This is a genomic window from Bradyrhizobium sp. Pha-3 (assembly GCF_042258615.1).
Lineage (GTDB): Bacteria > Pseudomonadota > Alphaproteobacteria > Rhizobiales > Xanthobacteraceae > Bradyrhizobium.
The window spans coordinates 2,668,861-2,686,796 of the sequence record NZ_CP170152.1; the positions used below are offsets into that span (position 1 = coordinate 2,668,861).

A 17,936-nucleotide genomic window follows, 5' to 3' on the forward strand; every position below is an offset into this window, starting at 1 on the left:
GCGGCCTGGTGTCGCATCGGTTCGGCGGTTACGCGATGCCTCATGCGCCGCGTTGGTCGGGATGTGCCTTGCACCAGTGACCGGCGCTCTGGCACAAGCCAATCCCCCAGGTCCGGGCAGTGCGATCGGCCTTGGCAACCGCGGATGGTCGGCTGCCGATCCCAACCGTGATACCTCGGCAAACGAACTCGAATTCAGCGCCCGCGCGGGCGTTGCATCCGACTACATCTATCGCGGGACCACGCTTTCCGATCATGGGCCCGCGGCAGGTGCGGCCTTCGAAACGAGATTTGGTGCGGTATACGCCGGAACTACGGTGGCCACCGTCAAGCTACCGACCCAGCCGGCCGCCGAGTTGACCTTTGCCGGCGGGGTCCGCCCGAAGATCGCAAACATCGATTTCGATCTTGGCGTCACTTATTTCGCCTATCCCAGTGAACGGCTTCCCGGCGAAACGAATGGCATCAACTATTGGGAAGCGGTTATTCGCGGCGATCGTCGCATCAGCGAAAACGTCCATGTCGCGGCCGGCTACGCCTATTCGCCTGACGTCTCGAACACCGGCGCCTGGAGCCAGTATGCCGCGGCCGGCATCGGCTACGATGTGCCGGGCCGACTGCTGCCGCAGGACCTCGCCGTGTCGTTCACGGCTGCTGCCGGCTATTCCTGGTTCGGCAATCAGGCCGCGCAACTCGGCGGCTTCCCGCTGCCTGCCTATCTCAACTGGCAGGCGGGCGTGACCGTCACACACAAGGCTTTCAATCTCGATCTGCGCTACTACGACACCAATCTGTCGAAGGAGAACTGCTTTGTATTTACAGGCGATCCAAATGCGCGTTCGGGTGGCCACATGAATCCCGTCACCAACCCTGACGGCCTGGTCTCGAATTGGTGCGGCGCTACGTTCGTTGCGAAGGCCTGGTTTGCCTTCAACTAAAGCGTGATGAGATTAGGTTGAGCTGGATCGGCATCGGAGGTTCACCTCTCCCTTGGAGAGGTCGATTTGCGCAGCAAATCGGGTGAGGGGTTACGGTCTATCGAGAGAGCAAGAGCCCTCACCCGGATTGCACCGGACGATGCTTCGCATCGCCGAGAGCAATCCGACCTCTCCCCGACGGGGAGAGGTGAACCGAACCCGCGGCAAGCCGATTCAACCAAAAATCATCCCGCTCTAGCTCTCGGCGGCGGCTCGCATGTCCGTGACCGGGCGAAAGCTGGTATCGTGAGCCTCGGGACGCCGCGGCCTCTTGGCTTATGCGCAGGCGTCTCTGGAATACTGGATCACCCGCATGCACATGCGCGGGTGATGACACCGAGCATGCTGTTTGACAGGTTGAATCGAGAACCATCCTCAGCGTCGTCCTGGCGAAGGCCAGGACCCATTACCCCAAATGGCAATTGTTGTGCGACGCTGGGGCCACGATCTCCTTCGCAATCAAATTCGGTGGCTATGGGTCCTGGCTTTCGCCAGGACGACGACATTTGCGACAGGCGGCGCAACAAACTCGCCGTCGTCCCTGCGAAAGCAGGGACCCATAACCACCGATGCTGATTATCGTGCGACGCAAGAATGACGAATCCCGCCTACAACACCCGCCGCGGCGTATGGGTCCCTGCTTTCGCAGGGACGACACCGTGTATGCGGGCGCGGTTTGCTCCGCGAACTCAGTGCGATCTTGCGAGGCAGAACGCCACGACCTCTTCCAGCGCCGTCTTCATCGGCGAGGACGGAAACAGCGCCAGCGCGTCGACCGCCATTGCGCCGTAGTGCTGGGCGCGGCTGATGGTGTCCTCCAGCGCGCGGTGCTTGGTCATCAGCCCGATCGCGTGATCGAGATCGGCCGATCCGATCTCGCCGCGCTCCAGTGCGCGGATCCAGAACTGGCGCTCGGTGTCGTTGCCGCGGCGGAAGGCGAGCACCACCGGGAGCGTGATCTTGCCCTCGCGGAAATCGTCGCCGACATTCTTGCCGAGCTTGGCCGACTTGCCGCCGTAGTCGAGCACGTCGTCGACGAGCTGGAAGGCAATGCCGAGATTCATGCCGACCGAGCGGCAGGCGGTCTGCTCGGCCTTGGGCCGGTTGGCGATCACGGGACCGACCTCGCAGGCGGCGGCGAACAGCTCCGCCGTCTTGCCGCGGATCACGGCGAGGTATTCGTCCTCGGTGGTCGCGGTGTTCTTGGCGGCGGCAAGCTGCATGACCTCGCCCTCGGCGATGGTGGCGGCGGCCGCGGAGAGAATGTCGAGCGCGCGCAGCGAGCCGACCTCGACCATCATGCGGAACGCCTGGCCGAGCAGGAAGTCGCCGACCAGCACGCTGGCCTCGTTGCCCCACAGCATCCGCGCGGACAATTTGCCGCGGCGCAGTTCGCTCTCATCGACCACGTCGTCGTGCAGCAGGGTCGCGGTGTGCATGAACTCGACCGCGGCGGCGAGCTTGATATGGCCGTCGCCGGAATAGTCGGCGAGCTGGGCCATCGCCAGGGTCAGCATCGGGCGCAGCCGCTTGCCGCCGGAGGAGATCAGATGATTGGCGACCTCGGGGATCATGGTGACCTCGGAGCCGGTCCGCGAAAGGATGGTCGCGTTGACGCGCTCCATGTCGGCGGCGACAAGTCCCACCAGCCCGTCGATCGAAGCATTGGACGGGCTTTCGAAGGGTACAATAACCGCCACGCTGGTCTCCAATTTTGCCGAATTCGCACTAGCTCAGCTATAACAATAGAAACTGCGAAGGTATGCGGCAAGGCCACGAAGTTGTTGACATGTGACGCATTGGCCGCACAGCCGGGCGGAGAGGAGAGTGGATTTTGCGGGAATTGGTACGGACCAATGACGTGGTGCTGGTCTCCGCCGTCGGCGCGCTGCTCGACAGCGCTAACATCCATCATCTGGTGCTGGACCAGAACATGAGCATCATCGAGGGCTCGCTCGGCGTGCTGCCGCGGCGGATCCTGGTGCACGAGGACGACAACCACGAGGCCCGCCAGCTCCTGACCGATGCCGGCCTGGGCCACGAATTGCGGGCCGATGACTAGAGCGTTTTCAAGCGAAGTGGGCCCCGGTTCGCGTGAAGAAAACGCGTCAAAAAACGAGTCTGCGGGCGCCGAGATCACCGAAGATGGCTTCCTCGGTGGGCAATTGCGGCTGCGGCAGCCGCGCAGCGGCCACCGCGCCGGCCATGACGCGATCCTGCTGGCCGCGGCGACGCCGGCGCGATCAGGCGACCGGGTCGTCGATCTCGGCTCCGGCGTCGGCGCCGCCGGGCTGGCGGTGGCGCGGCGGGTCAGCGGGATCGATCTGGTTCTGGTCGAAATCGACCCTGCATTGGCCGAGCTTGCCCGGAATAATGCCAGCGCCAACGCGATCATGGCCGAGGTGATCGTGCTCGACGTCGAGGCCGGCGCCTCCGCCTTCGATGACGCCGGACTCGCGCCCGACAGCGCCGACGTCGTGCTGATGAACCCGCCGTTCAACGATTCCACCAGGCACCGCGCCTCGCCGGACGGCGTGCGGCAGCGCGCCCATGTCGCGACCGCGACCACGCTGGCTGGCTGGGTGCACGTGGCGCGGCGGATACTCAAGTCGAACGGGCAGCTTGCGATGATCTGGCGGGCCGACGGGATTGCCGAGGTGCTGGCCGCGCTGGACCGCGGCTTTGGCAGCCTCGAGATCCTGCCGGTTCATGGCGACGCGGCCTCGCCGGCGATTCGAATCCTGGTGCGGGCCACCAAAGGCGGCCGGGCGCCGGCGCGGCTGCTTGCCGCGCTGTTGCTCAAGGAAGAGTCAGGTGTGCCCAATAAATGGGTGCAGGAGGTTTTGGCTGGAAGGGGAGAATTGCCGCTGGCGCGGCGCTAACGGGCAGGCGCGCTGCCCGCGTCGTAGTGGCACTAAATCACTGCGAGGCCGTTTCCGACTGGCGATCCGGCCTGGACGTGAAGTGGATCGCCGTGAGGAGCGTACCGATCAGCAAAATCAGCAGGTAGATCTTCATGGGTCCCTCTCCGCCCGCGCGTTGCAACCCCAAAGACAAAATGCAAAACGCGTTCCACGAAATCCAATGACACTGGCGTGATAAAAAGTGGTTAATTCGAGGTAACGGCATGAGTGAACAAATTAGTGATCGCGCTGGACGTTCTGGGGCACGTTCGGGATGGCTCGAGCGCGCGCAGGGAATGCTTCCGGCGCGGTTCAGGCGCGGCATGGCTGTCGTGCCGGTGGTGCGGTTGTCGGGCGTGATCGGCGCGGTGACGCCGCTGCGGCCCGGCATGTCGCTCGCCGGCGTCGCCAAGATGCTGGAGCGCGCCTTTGGCACGCGGAATGCCAAGGCGGTGGCGCTGGTGATCAATTCGCCGGGCGGCTCGCCGGTGCAGTCCCGGCAGATCTATCTGCGCATCCGGCAGCTGGCCGCCGAGAAGAAGCTGCCGGTGCTGGTGTTCGTCGAAGACGTCGCGGCCTCCGGCGGCTACATGATCGCCTGCGCCGGCGACGAGATCTATTGCGACCCGTCCTCGATCCTGGGTTCGATCGGCGTGGTCGGCGGCAGCTTCGGCCTCGAGGGGTTGATCAAGAAGATCGGGGTCGAGCGGCGGCTCTATACGGCCGGCAGCCACAAGGCGATGCTCGATCCGTTCCTTCCCGAGAACCCCGACGACGTCGCCCGGCTGAAGTCGATCCAGCGCGAGATCCACGCGATCTTCATTGCGCTGGTGAAACAGAGTCGCGGCAGCCGCCTGAAGGGGCCCGACGAGGAGCTGTTCACCGGCGAATACTGGGCGGGCGAGACCGCGATCGGGCTCGGGCTTGCCGATGGCATCGGCGACCTGCGCGCGACGCTGCGGGCCCGCTATGGCGAGAAGGTGCTGACCCCGGTGATCGCGCCCGCGAGCGGCATGCTGTCCGGCCTGCTCGGCCGGCGGGCGCCGGGGGCGGGGTCGATGGCAGCGCTGGACGGGCTGGCACGCTTGCCGGACGACCTGATCTCCGCGGTCGAAACAAGGGCGATTTGGGCCAGATTCGGGCTGTGAACACGGGGATTTGAGCGCGCCATTTAGCCCCAAAAGCACGATTGCGGCGCAGGCCGGGTTGCGCGAGAATACCTTCCATTGGGGGCCTGACAGACGTGAACGACAAGGATCGACCGATGCCGCCGCTGATTGCATTCGCAGGCGTCCTGGGTGGCCTGGCCGTGGTCCGCTGGGCATACAAGACGGCCGTCCGGATCAACCAGGAACTGGAAGAGGCGCGATTGTCCCGCGTGGCCGAGACCACGCGTGCGAGCGAAATCAAGACCCTGCGCCGCGACCCCGTGACCGGGGCCTATCGCCCGGGCTAGTTTGCTCTGAAAACCGCAAGATGGCGGTGCCGGATTTTCCGGCATCGCCTTGATTCAATTGGCCGCCGCCGATACGGTCCCGCGCGCTTCAAAACCCCCTCGCGAGACCTGTAGAGACGATGGACGCCCTGCCTGACCACATGCGCCCGGAACGTTCGTTCCAGGGCTTCATCCTGGCTCTCCAGCGATTCTGGGCCGAGCAGGGTTGCGTCATCCTGCAGCCCTACGACATGGAAATGGGCGCCGGCACCTTCCATCCCGCGACCACGCTGCGCGCGCTGGGGCCAAAGCCCTGGAACGCGGCCTATGTGCAGCCCTCGCGGCGGCCCAAGGACGGCCGCTACGGCGAAAATCCCAACCGGATGCAGCACTACTACCAGTTCCAGGTGATCATGAAGCCGTCGCCGCCGAACCTTCAGGAATTGTACCTGAAGTCGCTGGCCGCGATCGGCATCGACGCCGCCGTCCATGACATCCGCTTCGTCGAGGACGATTGGGAGAGCCCGACCTTGGGCGCCTGGGGCTTGGGGTGGGAATGCTGGTGCGACGGCATGGAAGTCAGCCAGTTCACCTACTTCCAGCAGGTCGCCGGGGTCGAATGCGCGCCGGTCGCGGGCGAGCTCACCTACGGGCTCGAGCGGCTCGCGATGTATGTGCAGGGCGTCGACCGCGTCTACGACCTCAACTTCAACGGCCGCGAGGGCGCCGAGAAGGTCACCTATGGCGACGTCTTCCTGCAAGCCGAGCAGGAATATTCGCGGCACAATTTCGAGTACGCCGACACCGCGATGCTGTTCGAGCAGTTCAGGATGGCGGAAGAGGCCTGCCGCAAATATCTCGCCGCCGGCTGGCGCGAGGGAAGCAATTCGAAGGAACATCTGATGGCCTTGCCGGCCTACGACCAGTGCATCAAGGCGAGCCACGTGTTCAACCTGCTCGACGCCCGCGGGGTCATCTCGGTAACGGAGCGGCAGAGCTATATCGGCCGCGTGCGCGATCTGGCGAAGGCCTGCGGCGAGGCCTGGATCCACACTGAAACGGGCAGGGCGGTCTGATGCCCGATCTCCTCCTCGAACTGTTCTCCGAAGAAATTCCCGCGCGCATGCAGGCCAAGGCGGCGGACGATCTGCGCCGCATGGTAACCGACAAGCTCGTCGCCGAGGGCCTCGTCTATGAGGGCGCCAAGGCGTTCGCGACCCCGCGCCGCCTTGCACTGACCGTGCACGGCATTCCCGCCCGCCAGCCCGATCTGAAGGACGAGCGCCGCGGCCCGCGCGTCGGCGGGCCTGAGCCTGCGATCCAGGGCTTCCTGAAGGCCACTGGTCTCACCTCGATCAGCGAGGCCAAGATCCAGACCGACCCGAAGAAGGGCGATTTCTACATCGCGCTGATCGAGAAGCCCGGCCGCGCCGCGATCGACGTGATCGCGGAGATGATCCCGGTGATCATCCGCACCTTCCCCTGGCCGAAATCGATGCGCTGGGGCGCGCGCTCGGCGAAATCAGGCTCGCTGACCTGGGTGCGGCCGCTGCACGCCATCACCGCGACCTTCGGTCTGGAGACCGAGGAGCCTGACATCGTCAAGTTCTCGGTCGACGGCATCGAGGCCGGGCAGACCACCTACGGCCATCGCTTCATGGCACCTGGTGCGATCAGCGTGCGCCGCTTCGAGGACTACGAGGCCAAGCTGAAGGCCGCCAAGGTCATCCTCGATCCGCAGGCGCGCAAGGACATCATCCTCGAGGACGCCAAGGAGCTGGCGTTCGCGCAGGGCCTCGAGCTGGTCGAGGACCAGGTGCTGCTCGATGAGGTCTCCGGCCTCGTCGAATGGCCGGTCGTGATGATGGGATCGTTCGAGAAGGAATTTTTGTCGATCCCGGATGAGGTGATCCGCGCCACCATCCGCAACAACCAGAAGTGCTTCGTGGTCAAGGATTCCAAGACGGGGAAGCTGACCAACAAGTTCGTGCTGACTGCCAACATCGAGGCGCCCGACGGCGGCAAGACCATCGTCGCCGGCAACGAGCGCGTGATCCGCCCGCGGCTGTCGGACGCGAAGTTCTTCTACGAGACCGATCTCAAGACCAAGCTGGAAGACCGGCTGCCGAAGTTCGAGCAGATAGTGTTCCATGAGAAGCTCGGGACGCAGGCAGAGCGGATCAAGCGGATCGAACGGCTCGCCGCCGAGATCGCACCGCTGGTCGGCGCCGACGTCGAGAAGACCAAGCGCGCCGCGCGGCTCGCGAAGGCGGATTTGTTGACGGAGGTCGTCGGCGAATTCCCCGAACTGCAGGGCCTGATGGGCAAGTACTACGCGCTGGCGCAGGGCGAGGATGCGTCCGTGGCGGCTGCAAGCGAGGAGCACTGGAAGCCGCAGGGGCCGACCGACCGCGTCCCGACTGATCCGGTCAGCGTTGCGGTGGCGCTGGCGGACAAGATCGATACACTAGTTGGTTTCTGGGCGATCGGCGAGAAGCCCACGGGATCGAAAGACCCTTACGCGCTGCGTCGTGCCGCGCTCGGCGTTGTTCGGCTGATAGTAGAGAATGAACTTCGCCTCTCGCTTCTTGTCGCTCTGAAGGAGGCCGGCCGCGCCGCAGCACGGACTTTTGCGTCGGTAACGTTTGAGAATTTGAGGCCTCTGCTCAAAGATGTCGCGAAGCAGACTGCGAACGCTGAAATCGCCATCGCCGTTCTCGAAGGCTTTCGCAAGGACCCGGCGCGTGATTCTCAGACAGACGCAATCGCGGATTCGATCGTTGATGCGATTGTCGATCTGCTCGCCTTCTTCGCCGACCGCCTGAAGGTTCAGCTCCGCGACCAGGGCGCGCGTCACGATCTCGTCGATGCCGTGTTCTCGCTCGGCGGCCAGGACGATCTCTTGCTCGTGGTTCGCCGCGTCGAGGCGCTCGGCAAATTCCTCGACAGCGACGACGGCAAGAACCTGCTTGCCGGCACCAAACGCGCCAGCAACATCCTCGCCATCGAGGAGAAGAAGGACAAGCGCACCTTCGACGGTGCGCCTGATGCTGCGCTCTACAAGCTCGACGAAGAGAAGATTCTTGCGAAGGCGATCGACCAGGTGAAGGCCGAGGCCTCCGCGGCCGTCGCCAAGGAAGACTTCGCCGGAGCGATGAGCGCGATGGCCAAGCTGCGTCCGGCGGTCGATGCGTTCTTCGACAAGGTCAAGGTCAACGACGACGACCCGAAGGTGCGCGAAAACCGCCTGAAGCTGCTCAACGAGATCCGCGCCGCGACGCGCGCGGTGGCGGACTTCTCCCGGATCGAGGGCTGACCGATGGACCGCGCAACGCTCGCCGCCTACGACAAGGAGGCGGCGGCGTTTGCGCTGGACTGGCACGAGCAGCCGGCACCTCGCGACCTGCAGGAGATCGTCGGGCAATTCTTCATCAAGGGCGGCGCGACCGCCGATATCGGCTGCGGCAGCGGCCGCGAGGTGGCGTGGCTCAATGCCAACGGCTTCCCGGCCGAAGGCTTTGATGCCTCCGAGGGCCTGCTCGCGGAAGCTCATGCCCGCTACCCGGCGCTGCGCTTTACCCACGCCGAATTGCCCGCGCTATCCGGCATCGCCGCCGACAGCTTCGACAATGTGCTGTGCGAGACCGTGATCATGCATCTCGATCACGCGCTGATCGCGCCGTCGGTGCGCCGCATGTTCGAACTCGTGAAGCCCGGCGGTATTTTCTATCTGAGCTGGCGCGTCACCGCACGTGACGATGCGCGCGATGCGCATGGCCGGCTCTACGCGGCGTTCGATACCGCGCTGGTGCGGGCTGAGCTGGCGGCGGCCGAATTGCTGCTCGACGCGGAAGTCGTGAGCACGTCGTCCGGCAAGGTCATTCACCGTGTCGTGGCGCGGAAGCGCGCCTGATCCGGCCCTCGGAAATATTTCGACACAATTCGCAATTTATTAACCATCCCCTGCGAGGGTCCTGGCGAGTCAACGATTTCTTAAGAAATCGCCCCTCGCGCCAATGCAGGGACCTCCCCGATGACCTCGATCGGCACCACGCCCAATCCCTACGCCCAATATGGTTCGGCCTATGCGCGGGCCGCCGCGACGCCCTCGCTGGCGGCGACGTTGTCGGGCGACGGCACGGCCGGCGACCTGTCGGCGCCCTCGACATCCAGCGCTGCAACCAACCTCACGCTGTCGGACGCTGCCCGCGCGCAGCTCGCCAAGGCGCCGCTGCCGGATTTCGCGACCGTCACCAACGATGCGCGCGTCACGCTCGACAGGCTCTACACGGCCGCGGGCGTGAAGAAGCCGATCGTCGACGGCAAGACCACGATCGATCTCTCGACGCTTGATCGCCGCTCGCTGTTTGCGATCTCGACCAACAATGGCGGCAAGTTCACGCCGGACGAGCAGGCGGTCGCCGCCACCGAACTGAAGCAGCGCTTCGACAAGGCCTTGGCGCCGTCGCTTGCGACCACCCGCCTGACCGGCGACTACAGCGTCAGCTACAAGGCGGCGCTCGACTATCTCGACGGCGCCAGCGACGAGGAGAAGGCAACCGCGACCTGGGCCAGCCAGCGCGCCGCGGTGCTGAAGGGGGTTCAGGCGACGCAGCAGGATCCGAACAAGGCGCCGACAGGAATTACCGGAGACCCGGTCGCGGCCGCGCTGGCGGGAAGCACGCCTCCCACAACGGGGAACACGCGCGACTTCGGCAGCGTGGCGAGCGACGTGCGCGCCTTCCTCGATCGGCAGAAGAGCGAGGCGGCGAGCAAGGGCAAGGAACTGGTGTACGACTCTCGCCGCAAGACCGGACAGCTCGCGGACCTGTCCTCGCTCGACAACCGCTCGCTGTCGGCGATCTCGCTGAACCAGGACAAGAAGTTTTCAGGCGAGGAGATCTTCGCGGCCAAGCAGGAACTCAACACGCGGACGCGTCTTGCGGTGCTCGATGCGCTGAAGCAGAGCCAGTCGGCCGGCGATCCGCGCCAATTCAGCCTCGGCATCCTCAAGCAATATTCCTCGATGAGCGCGGAGGAACGCCAGGCGGCCAACTGGACGCAGGATTTCCAGGACGCCGCGATCAAAAACTACAAGTCGACCTCGACGCTGCTCTCGATCCTGAAATCGTAGATCGCGCGATATTTTCAACGACAAAACAGAAGAGCCCCGCCCGGTGGGGAGGCCGGGCGGGGCTTTCTGGTCCGGTCGAACTTCGCGCACATCCGCTTGCGCGGCGCCCGGACTGTTCGTTCAGGCGATCGTGCTAACGCTGAGCTACTCCACCACCTGAACGATCCGCCGCGAACGCGGCTCGACCAGAACGGTCTCGCCATTCACGACGGTGTAGCGATAGGGCGTCGCGCCGAACCGCTGCGGCACGTCGTAATACGTGACGCCGGCATCCGGCAGTACGGTGCCGACCACGACGCGATCCGGAACGGCGTAGTTCGGCACGCGCTCGCGTACGATGTATTCGCGGAACGCCGGGCGCTGCTCGACCGCAATGCCCTCGTCATCCTCGACTGCAACCGGCGGGCCACCGCGGACAACGCCGACGGTCTGGGCCTGTGCGGCAACAGCCGGCACCGTGATCGCAGCAGCAACCGCTGCAACGGCAAGTATTCTGTTTCGCATGGCTCGCTCCATTCTTTTGATGCGCGCGCCGACCTTCGCCGATGCGCACGCCGAGCCAATGCATCTGGTGTGGTGATGTTCCGGAAAAACCGCCGCCACATACGCGGCATTTTGGAGCAATTTTCGTGAGTTGCGGGAACTCTCAGGCCGTGACGGACGTCTTGATGTGCAACCCCCCGCAGCGGATAAACTGCCGCTCGATTCGCTCCTCCAAAAACCGCCGGAGAAACACTTCAATGGTCATCACCGCTGGGCATTTGCCGCACATTGTCGCTCTGATCGCAGGCGTTCTGATCCTGATCATGCCGCGGCTGCTCAACTACATCGTCGCGATCTACCTGATCTTCGTCGGGCTCGTCGGGATGGGCCTGCTGCGCTGGCTGCACCTGTAGCGGGAAAGCGGGGTTTCGCGGCTTGCGCGGAACCCCCCAAAATGGTGTAAGGCGCGCATCTTCGACCCCTCTTTTCGGATTGTTGTCTGACATGGCCAAAGCCGTCGCGAAGTCCAAGAAAACTGCCGAGAAAACCGCAGCGAAATCAAAGTCCTCGGCTCCGGCCCGGAAAGCCGCTCCAGCCCGCAAGGCGCTGAAGAAGAGCGTCCCGAAGGCGGTGCCGAAACCGGCCGCCAAATCGACTGCGAAGCCGGCTGCAAAGCCCGCCAGCAAGGCGCCGGTAAAGGCCGTCACCGCTGCGAAAAAGGCGGCTCCGCCCGCGATCAAGGCCGGCAAGTGGGTCTATACGTTCGGCGACGGCAAGGCCGAGGGCCAGGCGACCTTGCGCGATCTGCTCGGCGGCAAGGGCGCCAACCTCGCGGAAATGGCCAATCTCGGCCTTCCGGTGCCTCCCGGCTTCACCATTCCGACCTCGGTCTGCACCTATTTCTACGACCACGACAAGACCTATCCGAAGGAACTGAAGGCACAGGTTGAGAAGGCGCTCGACTATGTCGGCAAGCTGACCGGCAAGACCTTCGGCGACGCCAAGAACCCGCTGCTGGTCTCGGTCCGCTCGGGCGCGCGCGCCTCGATGCCGGGCATGATGGACACCGTGCTCAATCTCGGCCTCAACGACCGCACGGTCGAAGCGCTCGCCGAGCTCTCCGGCGACCGCCGCTTTGCCTATGACAGCTATCGCCGCTTCATCACGATGTATTCGGACGTGGTGCTCGGCTTCGAGCATCATCACTTCGAGGACATCCTCGACACCTTCAAGGACGGCCAGGGTTACTCGCTCGACACCGACCTCACCGGCGACGACTGGGTCGAGCTGGTCGGCAAGTACAAGGAGGCGGTCGCCAGGGAGACCGGCCACGAATTCCCGCAGGATCCGCACGACCAGCTGTGGGGCGCCATTGGTGCCGTGTTCTCATCCTGGATGAACGCGCGCGCGGTGACCTACCGCAAGCTGCATGACATCCCGGAATCCTGGGGCACTGCGGTCAACGTGCAGGCGATGGTGTTCGGCAACATGGGCGAGACGTCGGCGACCGGCGTCGCCTTCACCCGCAACCCCTCGACCGGCGAGAGCAAGCTGTACGGCGAGTTCCTGATCAACGCGCAGGGCGAGGACGTCGTCGCCGGCATCCGCACGCCGCAGGACATCACCGAAGAGGCGCGCCAGGAATCCGGCTCCGACAAGCTGTCGATGGAAGCCGCGATGCCGCACGCCTTCAAGGAGCTGACGCGGATCTACACGCTGCTCGAGAAGCACTACCGCGACATGCAGGACATGGAGTTCACGGTCGAGCAGGGCAAGCTGTGGATGCTGCAGACCCGCGGCGGCAAGCGAACCGCCAAGGCGGCGCTGCGCATCGCGGTCGAACTCGCCAATGAAGGCCTGATCTCGCGCAAGGACGCGGTGACGCGGATCGATCCGGCTTCGCTGGACCAGCTGCTGCACCCGACCATCGATCCCGCCGCCAAGCGCGACGTGATCGCGACCGGCCTGCCGGCGTCGCCCGGTGCTGCCTCCGGCGAGATCGTGTTCTCGTCGGACGAAGCGGCCAAGCTGCAGGCCGACGGGCGCAAGGTGATCCTGGTCCGCATCGAGACCAGCCCGGAAGACATCCACGGCATGCACGCCGCGGAAGGCATCCTGACCACCCGCGGCGGCATGACGTCGCATGCGGCGGTGGTCGCGCGCGGCATGGGCAAGCCCTGCGTCTCCGGCTGCGGCACCATTCGTGTCGACTACGGCCGCGGCACGATGAGCGTCGGCTCGCGCACCTACAAGACCGGCGACGTCATCACCATCGACGGCTCGGTCGGGCAGGTGCTGGCCGGCCGCATGCCGATGATCGAGCCGGAGCTGTCCGGCGAGTTCGGCACGCTGATGGGCTGGGCCGACGAGGTCCGCAAGCTCGGCGTCCGCGTCAACGGCGACACGCCCGATGACGCGCGCACCGCGGTGAAGTTCGGTGCCGAAGGCATCGGCCTCTGCCGCACCGAGCACATGTTCTTCGAGGAGACCCGTATCCGCACCGTGCGCGAGATGATCCTCTCCGAGGACGAGCAGTCGCGCCGCGCCGCGCTGTCGAAGCTGTTGCCGATGCAGCGCGCCGACTTTGTCGAGCTGTTCGAGATCATGAAGGGCCTGCCCGTTACGATCCGCTTGCTCGATCCGCCGCTGCACGAGTTCCTGCCGCACACCCAGGCCGAGATCGAGGAAGTGGCGCGCGCCATGAACACCGATCCGCGCAAGCTCGCCGACCGCGCCCGCGAACTGTCCGAGTTCAACCCGATGCTCGGCTTCCGCGGCTGCCGTCTCGCGATCGCCTATCCTGAAATCGCCGAGATGCAGGCGCGCGCGATCTTCGAGGCGGCGGTCGAAGCCGGCAAGCGCACCGGCAAGCCGGTCGGTCTCGAGGTGATGGTGCCGCTGATCGCGACCAAGGCCGAGTTCGATCTGGTCAAGGCGCGGATCGATGCCATGGCCAAGGCGGTGATGAAGGAAACCGGCGTCAAGCTGACCTACCAGGTCGGCACCATGATCGAGTTGCCGCGCGCCTGCCTGATGGCGGGCCAGGTGGCGGAGACCGCGGAGTTCTTCTCCTTCGGCACCAACGACCTGACGCAGACCACCTACGGCATCAGCCGCGACGACGCCGCGAGCTTCCTCGGCACCTATGTCGCCAAGGGCATTCTCGAGATCGACCCGTTCATCTCGGTCGATCGCGACGGCGTCGGCGAGTTGGTCAGGATCGGTGTCACGCGCGGCCGCAAGACGCGGCCGAACCTCAAGGTCGGCATCTGCGGCGAGCATGGCGGCGATCCCGCCTCGGTCGCGTTCTGCCACGAGGTCGGGCTCGACTACGTCTCCTGCTCGCCCTATCGCGTGCCGATCGCGCGTCTCGCCGCAGCCCAGGCCGCGCTCGGCAAGGAGATCGCCAGCCAGGCGTGAGCGATCAAGTCATTAGAGAGTGCAATGGCCGGGACCAAGTCCCGGCCATTCTCGTTTCTTGAGCACCGACAGAAGACTTCGTCATTGCGAGCCAACGGGTCGCGCGAACGCGCGCCCGATGACAGGCTCCGTGAAACAATCCATCTCACCAGGAAGAGCCGTCCACTCACCACTCTCCGCTGTCATCGCCCGGCTTGTGCGCAATTGCGCACATGGACCGGGCGATCCAGTACGCCGCGGCCTCTCGGCTCAAGCACTGTTGCCTCTGGAATACTGGATCACCCGCTTTCGCGGGTGATGACAGCGAGGGGCATATGCAGACCGATGGATTGCTTCGTCGCTGTCGCTTCTCGCAATGACGATGGGGTGGCAACACTTTGTTCACCATCTCCGTTCACCCGTCGTTTACGACTTTCATGCGCCGCGCATTTACCAAGCCGCGTGATGCAGCGTGCGCCGCCTGTGCGATCGCTTGAGTGTAGCGCGCGTGCAACGCCGATTAACTCCGCGGCAACCTAAACAAGTTAGCAACGAGAAAGGTCGAATTGCGCGGATGTACCGCGTTCGATTGCACTCAGTAAGCGTTGCGTGAGCGTACGATGTTTGTGTCGCGTAACCAGCCGAAGGGCGCACGTCTTGCGCTCTTCGGTCTCGGTCTTAGCATCTTCGCACTGATGCCGACCGAGCTCGGATATCAGGATATTGCGTCGCTTTTGGCCCGGCAGCCCGGCGTCGCCGAGCGCTGGCAGAAGCGCGTCTTCGCCTCCGCGGTCGGCTCCATCCAGGTCGCGACCTACAGCTTCGGCCGTCCGATCGGAACTTCTGCGCCGCAGGATCCGCAAATCCTGCTCGCAAGGCTGGACAGTCCGGGCGTCGACATCACCGGCACGGTGACGCACAATCCGATCACAGCAACGCCGCCGCGCTACCAGGCATCCGATTTTCCCAAGGTCGATCGCACCCTGAAGGGCGATCGTCTCGTCGTCGGTCGGCCGGACCAGGTCGATCCTGCACAGCCCGCGAACCCGGCTCCGGCGAACGAGGATCCCGCGACATCGAATGCGTCGGTCAAGGGCATGAAGACCGCGACCGCGCCGGCCGACAACGCGCCGCTCGATCCCGAATTGCAGGAGGCGCTGCGTGCGCCGCCACTGCCGCAATATACCAAGCCGTCGCCGCAGCAATACGACGTGTCGATGTCGCTCGAGGCCAGCCCGCTCGATGACCTGAAGCCTGTGCCCGCCAAGCCTGCCGCCGCGCCGCCTGTCGATGCAACGCACGCGCGCGACCCGTTTGCATTCAAGACCGCCAGCCTGTTCTTCGGCTCGTCGCTCGGCACGCCCGAGAATCTCGAACGCTGGCAGCCCGGCGAGGCGCCGGTCGTCGTGGCGCCCGCAGCGCAGCCCGATCCCGACATGAAGGTGATGGCGTCACTGCCGGTCGATGCCGACGGCCCGGTCAAGGCCGGCGAGATGGGCGAGAGCGTCGCGCCGAAAGGCGAGGTCAATGCCGATGATCAGCACACCAAGACGCCGGCGGAACGGCTCGGCCTGTTCGACGAGAAATCGCGCGCCAAGTCGGAGAAGTGCCTCGCCGAGGCGGTCTATTTCGAAGCGCGCGGCGAAGCGGTGCGCGGCCAGATCGCAGTCGCCCAGGTGGTGCTGAACCGCGCCTTCTCCGGCAGATATCCGGAGACGGTGTGCGGCGTGGTCTACCAGAACAAGAATCGCCACTACGCCTGTCAGTTCACCTTCGCCTGCGACAACATCCCCGACGTCGTCCGCGAGCCCGACATGTGGGACCGTGCGAAGAAGATCTCGAAGGCGATCCTCGACGGCAAATTGTGGCTGCCGGAAGTCGATCGCTCGACCCACTACCACGCCTATTGGGTGCGGCCGTCCTGGGTCAGCGAAATGAAGAAGACGTACAAGTTCGGCGTCCACACCTTCTATCGCCCGCGCGCCTGGGGCGACGGCAGCGACGCGCCGAGTTGGGGCAATCCGGCCGAGACCGCCAAGATCTCGGCGCAACTCGCCGAAGCCGCCCAGAGCTCGGCCGAGCAGGCCAGCGCCAAGCGATAACGCCTCCAGCCTTTCCGTTCCGGGTCCGCCATGCCTCGGAATGACGCTCATCATCCTCCCGGATTCTGCAGAGCTGCCTTGCGAGCGAATATTTTTCTCCGCCGCCTCTTGGGCTTTTCATGCAAATGCATTAACTCCCGGTAATGTTTCGCGGGGCGGTTCCCCCGCAGCGTTTGCGGGGGAAGACAAGATGGCCGTTACCACCGGGGATCTTCGACCGACGTCCGGCACCTGGCGCACGCCGCTCGTCATCGTCGTCTGCGGCTGTGCGATCGCGCTGCTGAGTTTCGGCCCGCGCTCCAGCCTCGGCTTCTTCGTGCAGCCGATGGGCCGCGAATTCGCCTGGGGCCGCGACGTGTTCGGCCTTGCCATCGCGCTGCAGAACCTGTTGTGGGGTCTCGGCCAGCCGATCGCAGGCGCCATTGCCGACCGCTTCGGCCTGCTGCGCGTCATGATCGTCGGCGCCTTGCTGTACGCCGCCGGCCTGCTGCTGATGCGCTACTCGACCACCTCATTGTCGCTCGACATCAGCGCCGGCGTGCTGATCGGCTTCGGCCTGTCGGGCTCGTCGTTCAATCTGGTGCTGGCGGCGTTCAGCAAGCTGTTGCCGCCCGAGAAGCGCGGCTTCGCGCTGGGCGCCGGCACCGCGGCCGGCTCGTTCGGCCAGTTCCTGTTTGCGCCGTTTGGCGTTGCGATGATCGACAATTTCGGCTGGCAGACCGCGCTTGTCGTGTTCAGCGCGCTGATGCTGTTGATCGTGCCGCTCTCGCTCGCGCTTGCGACGCCGCCCGCCGAGACCGGCAATGTGCCGGCCGCCGACCAGCAGTCGTTCAAGACCGCGCTCGCCGAAGCTTTCGGCCATCGCTCCTACGTGCTGCTGGTGCTCGGTTTCTTCACTTGCGGCTTCCAGCTTGCCTTCATCACCATCCATCTGCCGGCCTATCTCGCAGACCGCGGCATTCCGGCGACCACCGGCGGTTGGGTGGTTGCGGCGATCGGCCTGTTCAACATCGTGGGCTCGCTCAGCGTCGGCTGGCTGCAGAACTTCTTCCCGAAGCGGTACCTCCTCTCGGTGATCTACCTTTCGCGCGCGCTGGCGACCGTCGCCTTCATCTCGTTCCCGGTGACGCCGTTCTCGGCGATTGCATTCGGCGCGGTCTCGGGGCTGCTATGGCTGTCGAGCGTGCCCCCGACCTCGGCGCTGGTCGCGCTGATGTTCGGCACCCGCTGGTTCTCCACCCTCTATGGCTTCGCCTTCGTCAGCCATCAGGTGGGCGGCTTCCTCGGGGTTTGGCTCGGCGGCATCGTGTTCGAGCAGTATGGTTCCTACGCGCCGATCTGGTGGCTGTCGGTGCTGTTCGGCGTGCTGTCGGCGCTGATCAACCTGCCGATCGTCGAAAAGCCGGTCGTGCGCCCGGTTGCGCAGCCTGCCTGATGCTCTCTTGTCTGAGCATGATCTCCGCGCAAACGCGTTCCGCGTTTGTCGCGAGGGAAAACCGGTTTC

General features: G+C 64.9%; 15 protein-coding genes. 13 read left to right on the top strand and 2 right to left on the bottom strand.

All coding sequences use genetic code 11. The annotated features are described in order from the left end of the window. Positions 1 to 61 precede the first annotated feature (61 nt). The gene (locus ACE10Z_RS12445) at positions 62 to 937 is read left to right on the top strand and encodes a TorF family putative porin (RefSeq protein WP_375788174.1); all 876 of its coding nucleotides are present in this window, start codon (positions 62 to 64) and stop codon (positions 935 to 937) included. Between the two features lie 728 nt (positions 938 to 1,665). On the opposite strand, the gene ACE10Z_RS12450 is transcribed toward ACE10Z_RS12445, so the two are convergent. Then, positions 1,666 to 2,676 (bottom strand): polyprenyl synthetase family protein, encoded by a 1,011-nt coding sequence (locus tag ACE10Z_RS12450; protein ID WP_375788175.1) that lies wholly within the window; start codon positions 2,674 to 2,676, stop codon positions 1,666 to 1,668. Positions 2,677 to 2,810: 134 nt separating this feature from the next. Between ACE10Z_RS12450 and ACE10Z_RS12455 the strand changes: the two genes are divergently transcribed. The 8 genes from ACE10Z_RS12455 (at position 2,811) to ACE10Z_RS12490 (ending at position 10,448) form a co-directional block, all read left to right on the top strand. Further along, positions 2,811 to 3,038 carry a DUF2007 domain-containing protein gene (locus ACE10Z_RS12455; protein WP_092116072.1) on the top strand — a complete coding sequence of 76 codons (228 nt, stop codon included), beginning with the start codon at positions 2,811 to 2,813 and terminating at the stop codon, positions 3,036 to 3,038. Then, entirely contained in the window at positions 3,031 to 3,858 is an 828-nt protein-coding gene (locus tag ACE10Z_RS12460) for a tRNA1(Val) (adenine(37)-N6)-methyltransferase (RefSeq protein ID WP_375788176.1), read from the top strand. Before ACE10Z_RS12455 ends, ACE10Z_RS12460 begins: the two co-directional genes overlap by 8 nt. Before the next feature lie 245 nt (positions 3,859 to 4,103). Continuing rightward, a complete protein-coding gene (locus tag ACE10Z_RS12465) occupies positions 4,104 to 5,027 on the top strand; it encodes a S49 family peptidase (protein ID WP_375788177.1) in 924 nt (307 codons plus the stop codon). Positions 5,028 to 5,143: 116 nt separating this feature from the next. Then, positions 5,144 to 5,335: a hypothetical protein gene (locus tag ACE10Z_RS12470; RefSeq protein WP_050403245.1), complete on the top strand. Its 192-nt coding sequence runs from the start codon at positions 5,144 to 5,146 to the stop codon at positions 5,333 to 5,335. A gap of 119 nt (positions 5,336 to 5,454) precedes the next feature. Further along, entirely contained in the window at positions 5,455 to 6,390 is a 936-nt protein-coding gene (locus ACE10Z_RS12475; protein ID WP_375788178.1) for a glycine--tRNA ligase subunit alpha, read from the top strand. After that, positions 6,390 to 8,630 carry a glycine--tRNA ligase subunit beta gene (gene glyS, locus ACE10Z_RS12480; protein ID WP_375788179.1) on the top strand — a complete coding sequence of 747 codons (2,241 nt, stop codon included), beginning with the start codon at positions 6,390 to 6,392 and terminating at the stop codon, positions 8,628 to 8,630. Before ACE10Z_RS12475 ends, glyS begins: the two co-directional genes overlap by 1 nt. Before the next feature lie 3 nt (positions 8,631 to 8,633). Next, a complete protein-coding gene (locus ACE10Z_RS12485) occupies positions 8,634 to 9,227 on the top strand; it encodes a class I SAM-dependent methyltransferase (RefSeq protein WP_375788180.1) in 594 nt (197 codons plus the stop codon). A 120-nt stretch (positions 9,228 to 9,347) separates the two neighbouring features. After that, the gene (locus ACE10Z_RS12490; RefSeq protein WP_375788181.1) at positions 9,348 to 10,448 is read left to right on the top strand and encodes a hypothetical protein; all 1,101 of its coding nucleotides are present in this window, start codon (positions 9,348 to 9,350) and stop codon (positions 10,446 to 10,448) included. A 144-nt stretch (positions 10,449 to 10,592) separates the two neighbouring features. Here the strand turns inward: ACE10Z_RS12490 and ACE10Z_RS12495 are convergent, their stop codons facing one another. Then, positions 10,593 to 10,952: a DUF1236 domain-containing protein gene (locus ACE10Z_RS12495; protein WP_173638089.1), complete on the bottom strand. Its 360-nt coding sequence runs from the start codon at positions 10,950 to 10,952 to the stop codon at positions 10,593 to 10,595. Between the two features lie 236 nt (positions 10,953 to 11,188). On the opposite strand from ACE10Z_RS12495, the gene ACE10Z_RS12500 reads away from it, so the two are divergent. The 4 genes from ACE10Z_RS12500 (at position 11,189) to ACE10Z_RS12515 (ending at position 17,867) form a co-directional block, all read left to right on the top strand. Continuing rightward, positions 11,189 to 11,344, top strand: coding sequence for a DUF3096 domain-containing protein (locus ACE10Z_RS12500; RefSeq protein ID WP_080891118.1), 156 nt, complete (start codon positions 11,189 to 11,191; stop codon positions 11,342 to 11,344). Positions 11,345 to 11,435: 91 nt separating this feature from the next. Further along, positions 11,436 to 14,351 carry a pyruvate, phosphate dikinase gene (gene ppdK, locus ACE10Z_RS12505; protein WP_375788182.1) on the top strand — a complete coding sequence of 972 codons (2,916 nt, stop codon included), beginning with the start codon at positions 11,436 to 11,438 and terminating at the stop codon, positions 14,349 to 14,351. Positions 14,352 to 14,950: 599 nt separating this feature from the next. Beyond that, positions 14,951 to 16,432 carry a cell wall hydrolase gene (locus ACE10Z_RS12510; protein ID WP_375788183.1) on the top strand — a complete coding sequence of 494 codons (1,482 nt, stop codon included), beginning with the start codon at positions 14,951 to 14,953 and terminating at the stop codon, positions 16,430 to 16,432. 190 nt (positions 16,433 to 16,622) lie between these two features. Further along, a complete protein-coding gene (locus ACE10Z_RS12515) occupies positions 16,623 to 17,867 on the top strand; it encodes an MFS transporter (protein ID WP_375788184.1) in 1,245 nt (414 codons plus the stop codon). Positions 17,868 to 17,936: the final 69 nt, after the last annotated feature.

What these genes read in the sequence shown, in the direction of transcription:
- ACE10Z_RS12470 (WP_050403245.1), top strand. Translation starts at nt 5,144, where the DNA reads ATGCCGCCGCTGATTGCATTCGCAGGCGTCCTGGGTGGCCTGGCCGTG.
- ACE10Z_RS12460 (WP_375788176.1), top strand. Translation starts at nt 3,031, where the DNA reads ATGACTAGAGCGTTTTCAAGCGAAGTGGGCCCCGGTTCGCGTGAAGAA.
- ACE10Z_RS12490 (WP_375788181.1), top strand. Translation starts at nt 9,348, where the DNA reads ATGACCTCGATCGGCACCACGCCCAATCCCTACGCCCAATATGGTTCG.
- ACE10Z_RS12465 (WP_375788177.1), top strand. Translation starts at nt 4,104, where the DNA reads ATGAGTGAACAAATTAGTGATCGCGCTGGACGTTCTGGGGCACGTTCG.
- ACE10Z_RS12495 (WP_173638089.1), bottom strand. Translation starts at nt 10,952, where the DNA reads ATGCGAAACAGAATACTTGCCGTTGCAGCGGTTGCTGCTGCGATCACG.
- ACE10Z_RS12500 (WP_080891118.1), top strand. Translation starts at nt 11,189, where the DNA reads ATGGTCATCACCGCTGGGCATTTGCCGCACATTGTCGCTCTGATCGCA.
- ACE10Z_RS12485 (WP_375788180.1), top strand. Translation starts at nt 8,634, where the DNA reads ATGGACCGCGCAACGCTCGCCGCCTACGACAAGGAGGCGGCGGCGTTT.
- ACE10Z_RS12445 (WP_375788174.1), top strand. Translation starts at nt 62, where the DNA reads ATGTGCCTTGCACCAGTGACCGGCGCTCTGGCACAAGCCAATCCCCCA.
- ppdK (WP_375788182.1), top strand. Translation starts at nt 11,436, where the DNA reads ATGGCCAAAGCCGTCGCGAAGTCCAAGAAAACTGCCGAGAAAACCGCA.
- glyS (WP_375788179.1), top strand. Translation starts at nt 6,390, where the DNA reads ATGCCCGATCTCCTCCTCGAACTGTTCTCCGAAGAAATTCCCGCGCGC.
- ACE10Z_RS12475 (WP_375788178.1), top strand. Translation starts at nt 5,455, where the DNA reads ATGGACGCCCTGCCTGACCACATGCGCCCGGAACGTTCGTTCCAGGGC.
- ACE10Z_RS12515 (WP_375788184.1), top strand. Translation starts at nt 16,623, where the DNA reads ATGGCCGTTACCACCGGGGATCTTCGACCGACGTCCGGCACCTGGCGC.
- ACE10Z_RS12510 (WP_375788183.1), top strand. Translation starts at nt 14,951, where the DNA reads ATGTTTGTGTCGCGTAACCAGCCGAAGGGCGCACGTCTTGCGCTCTTC.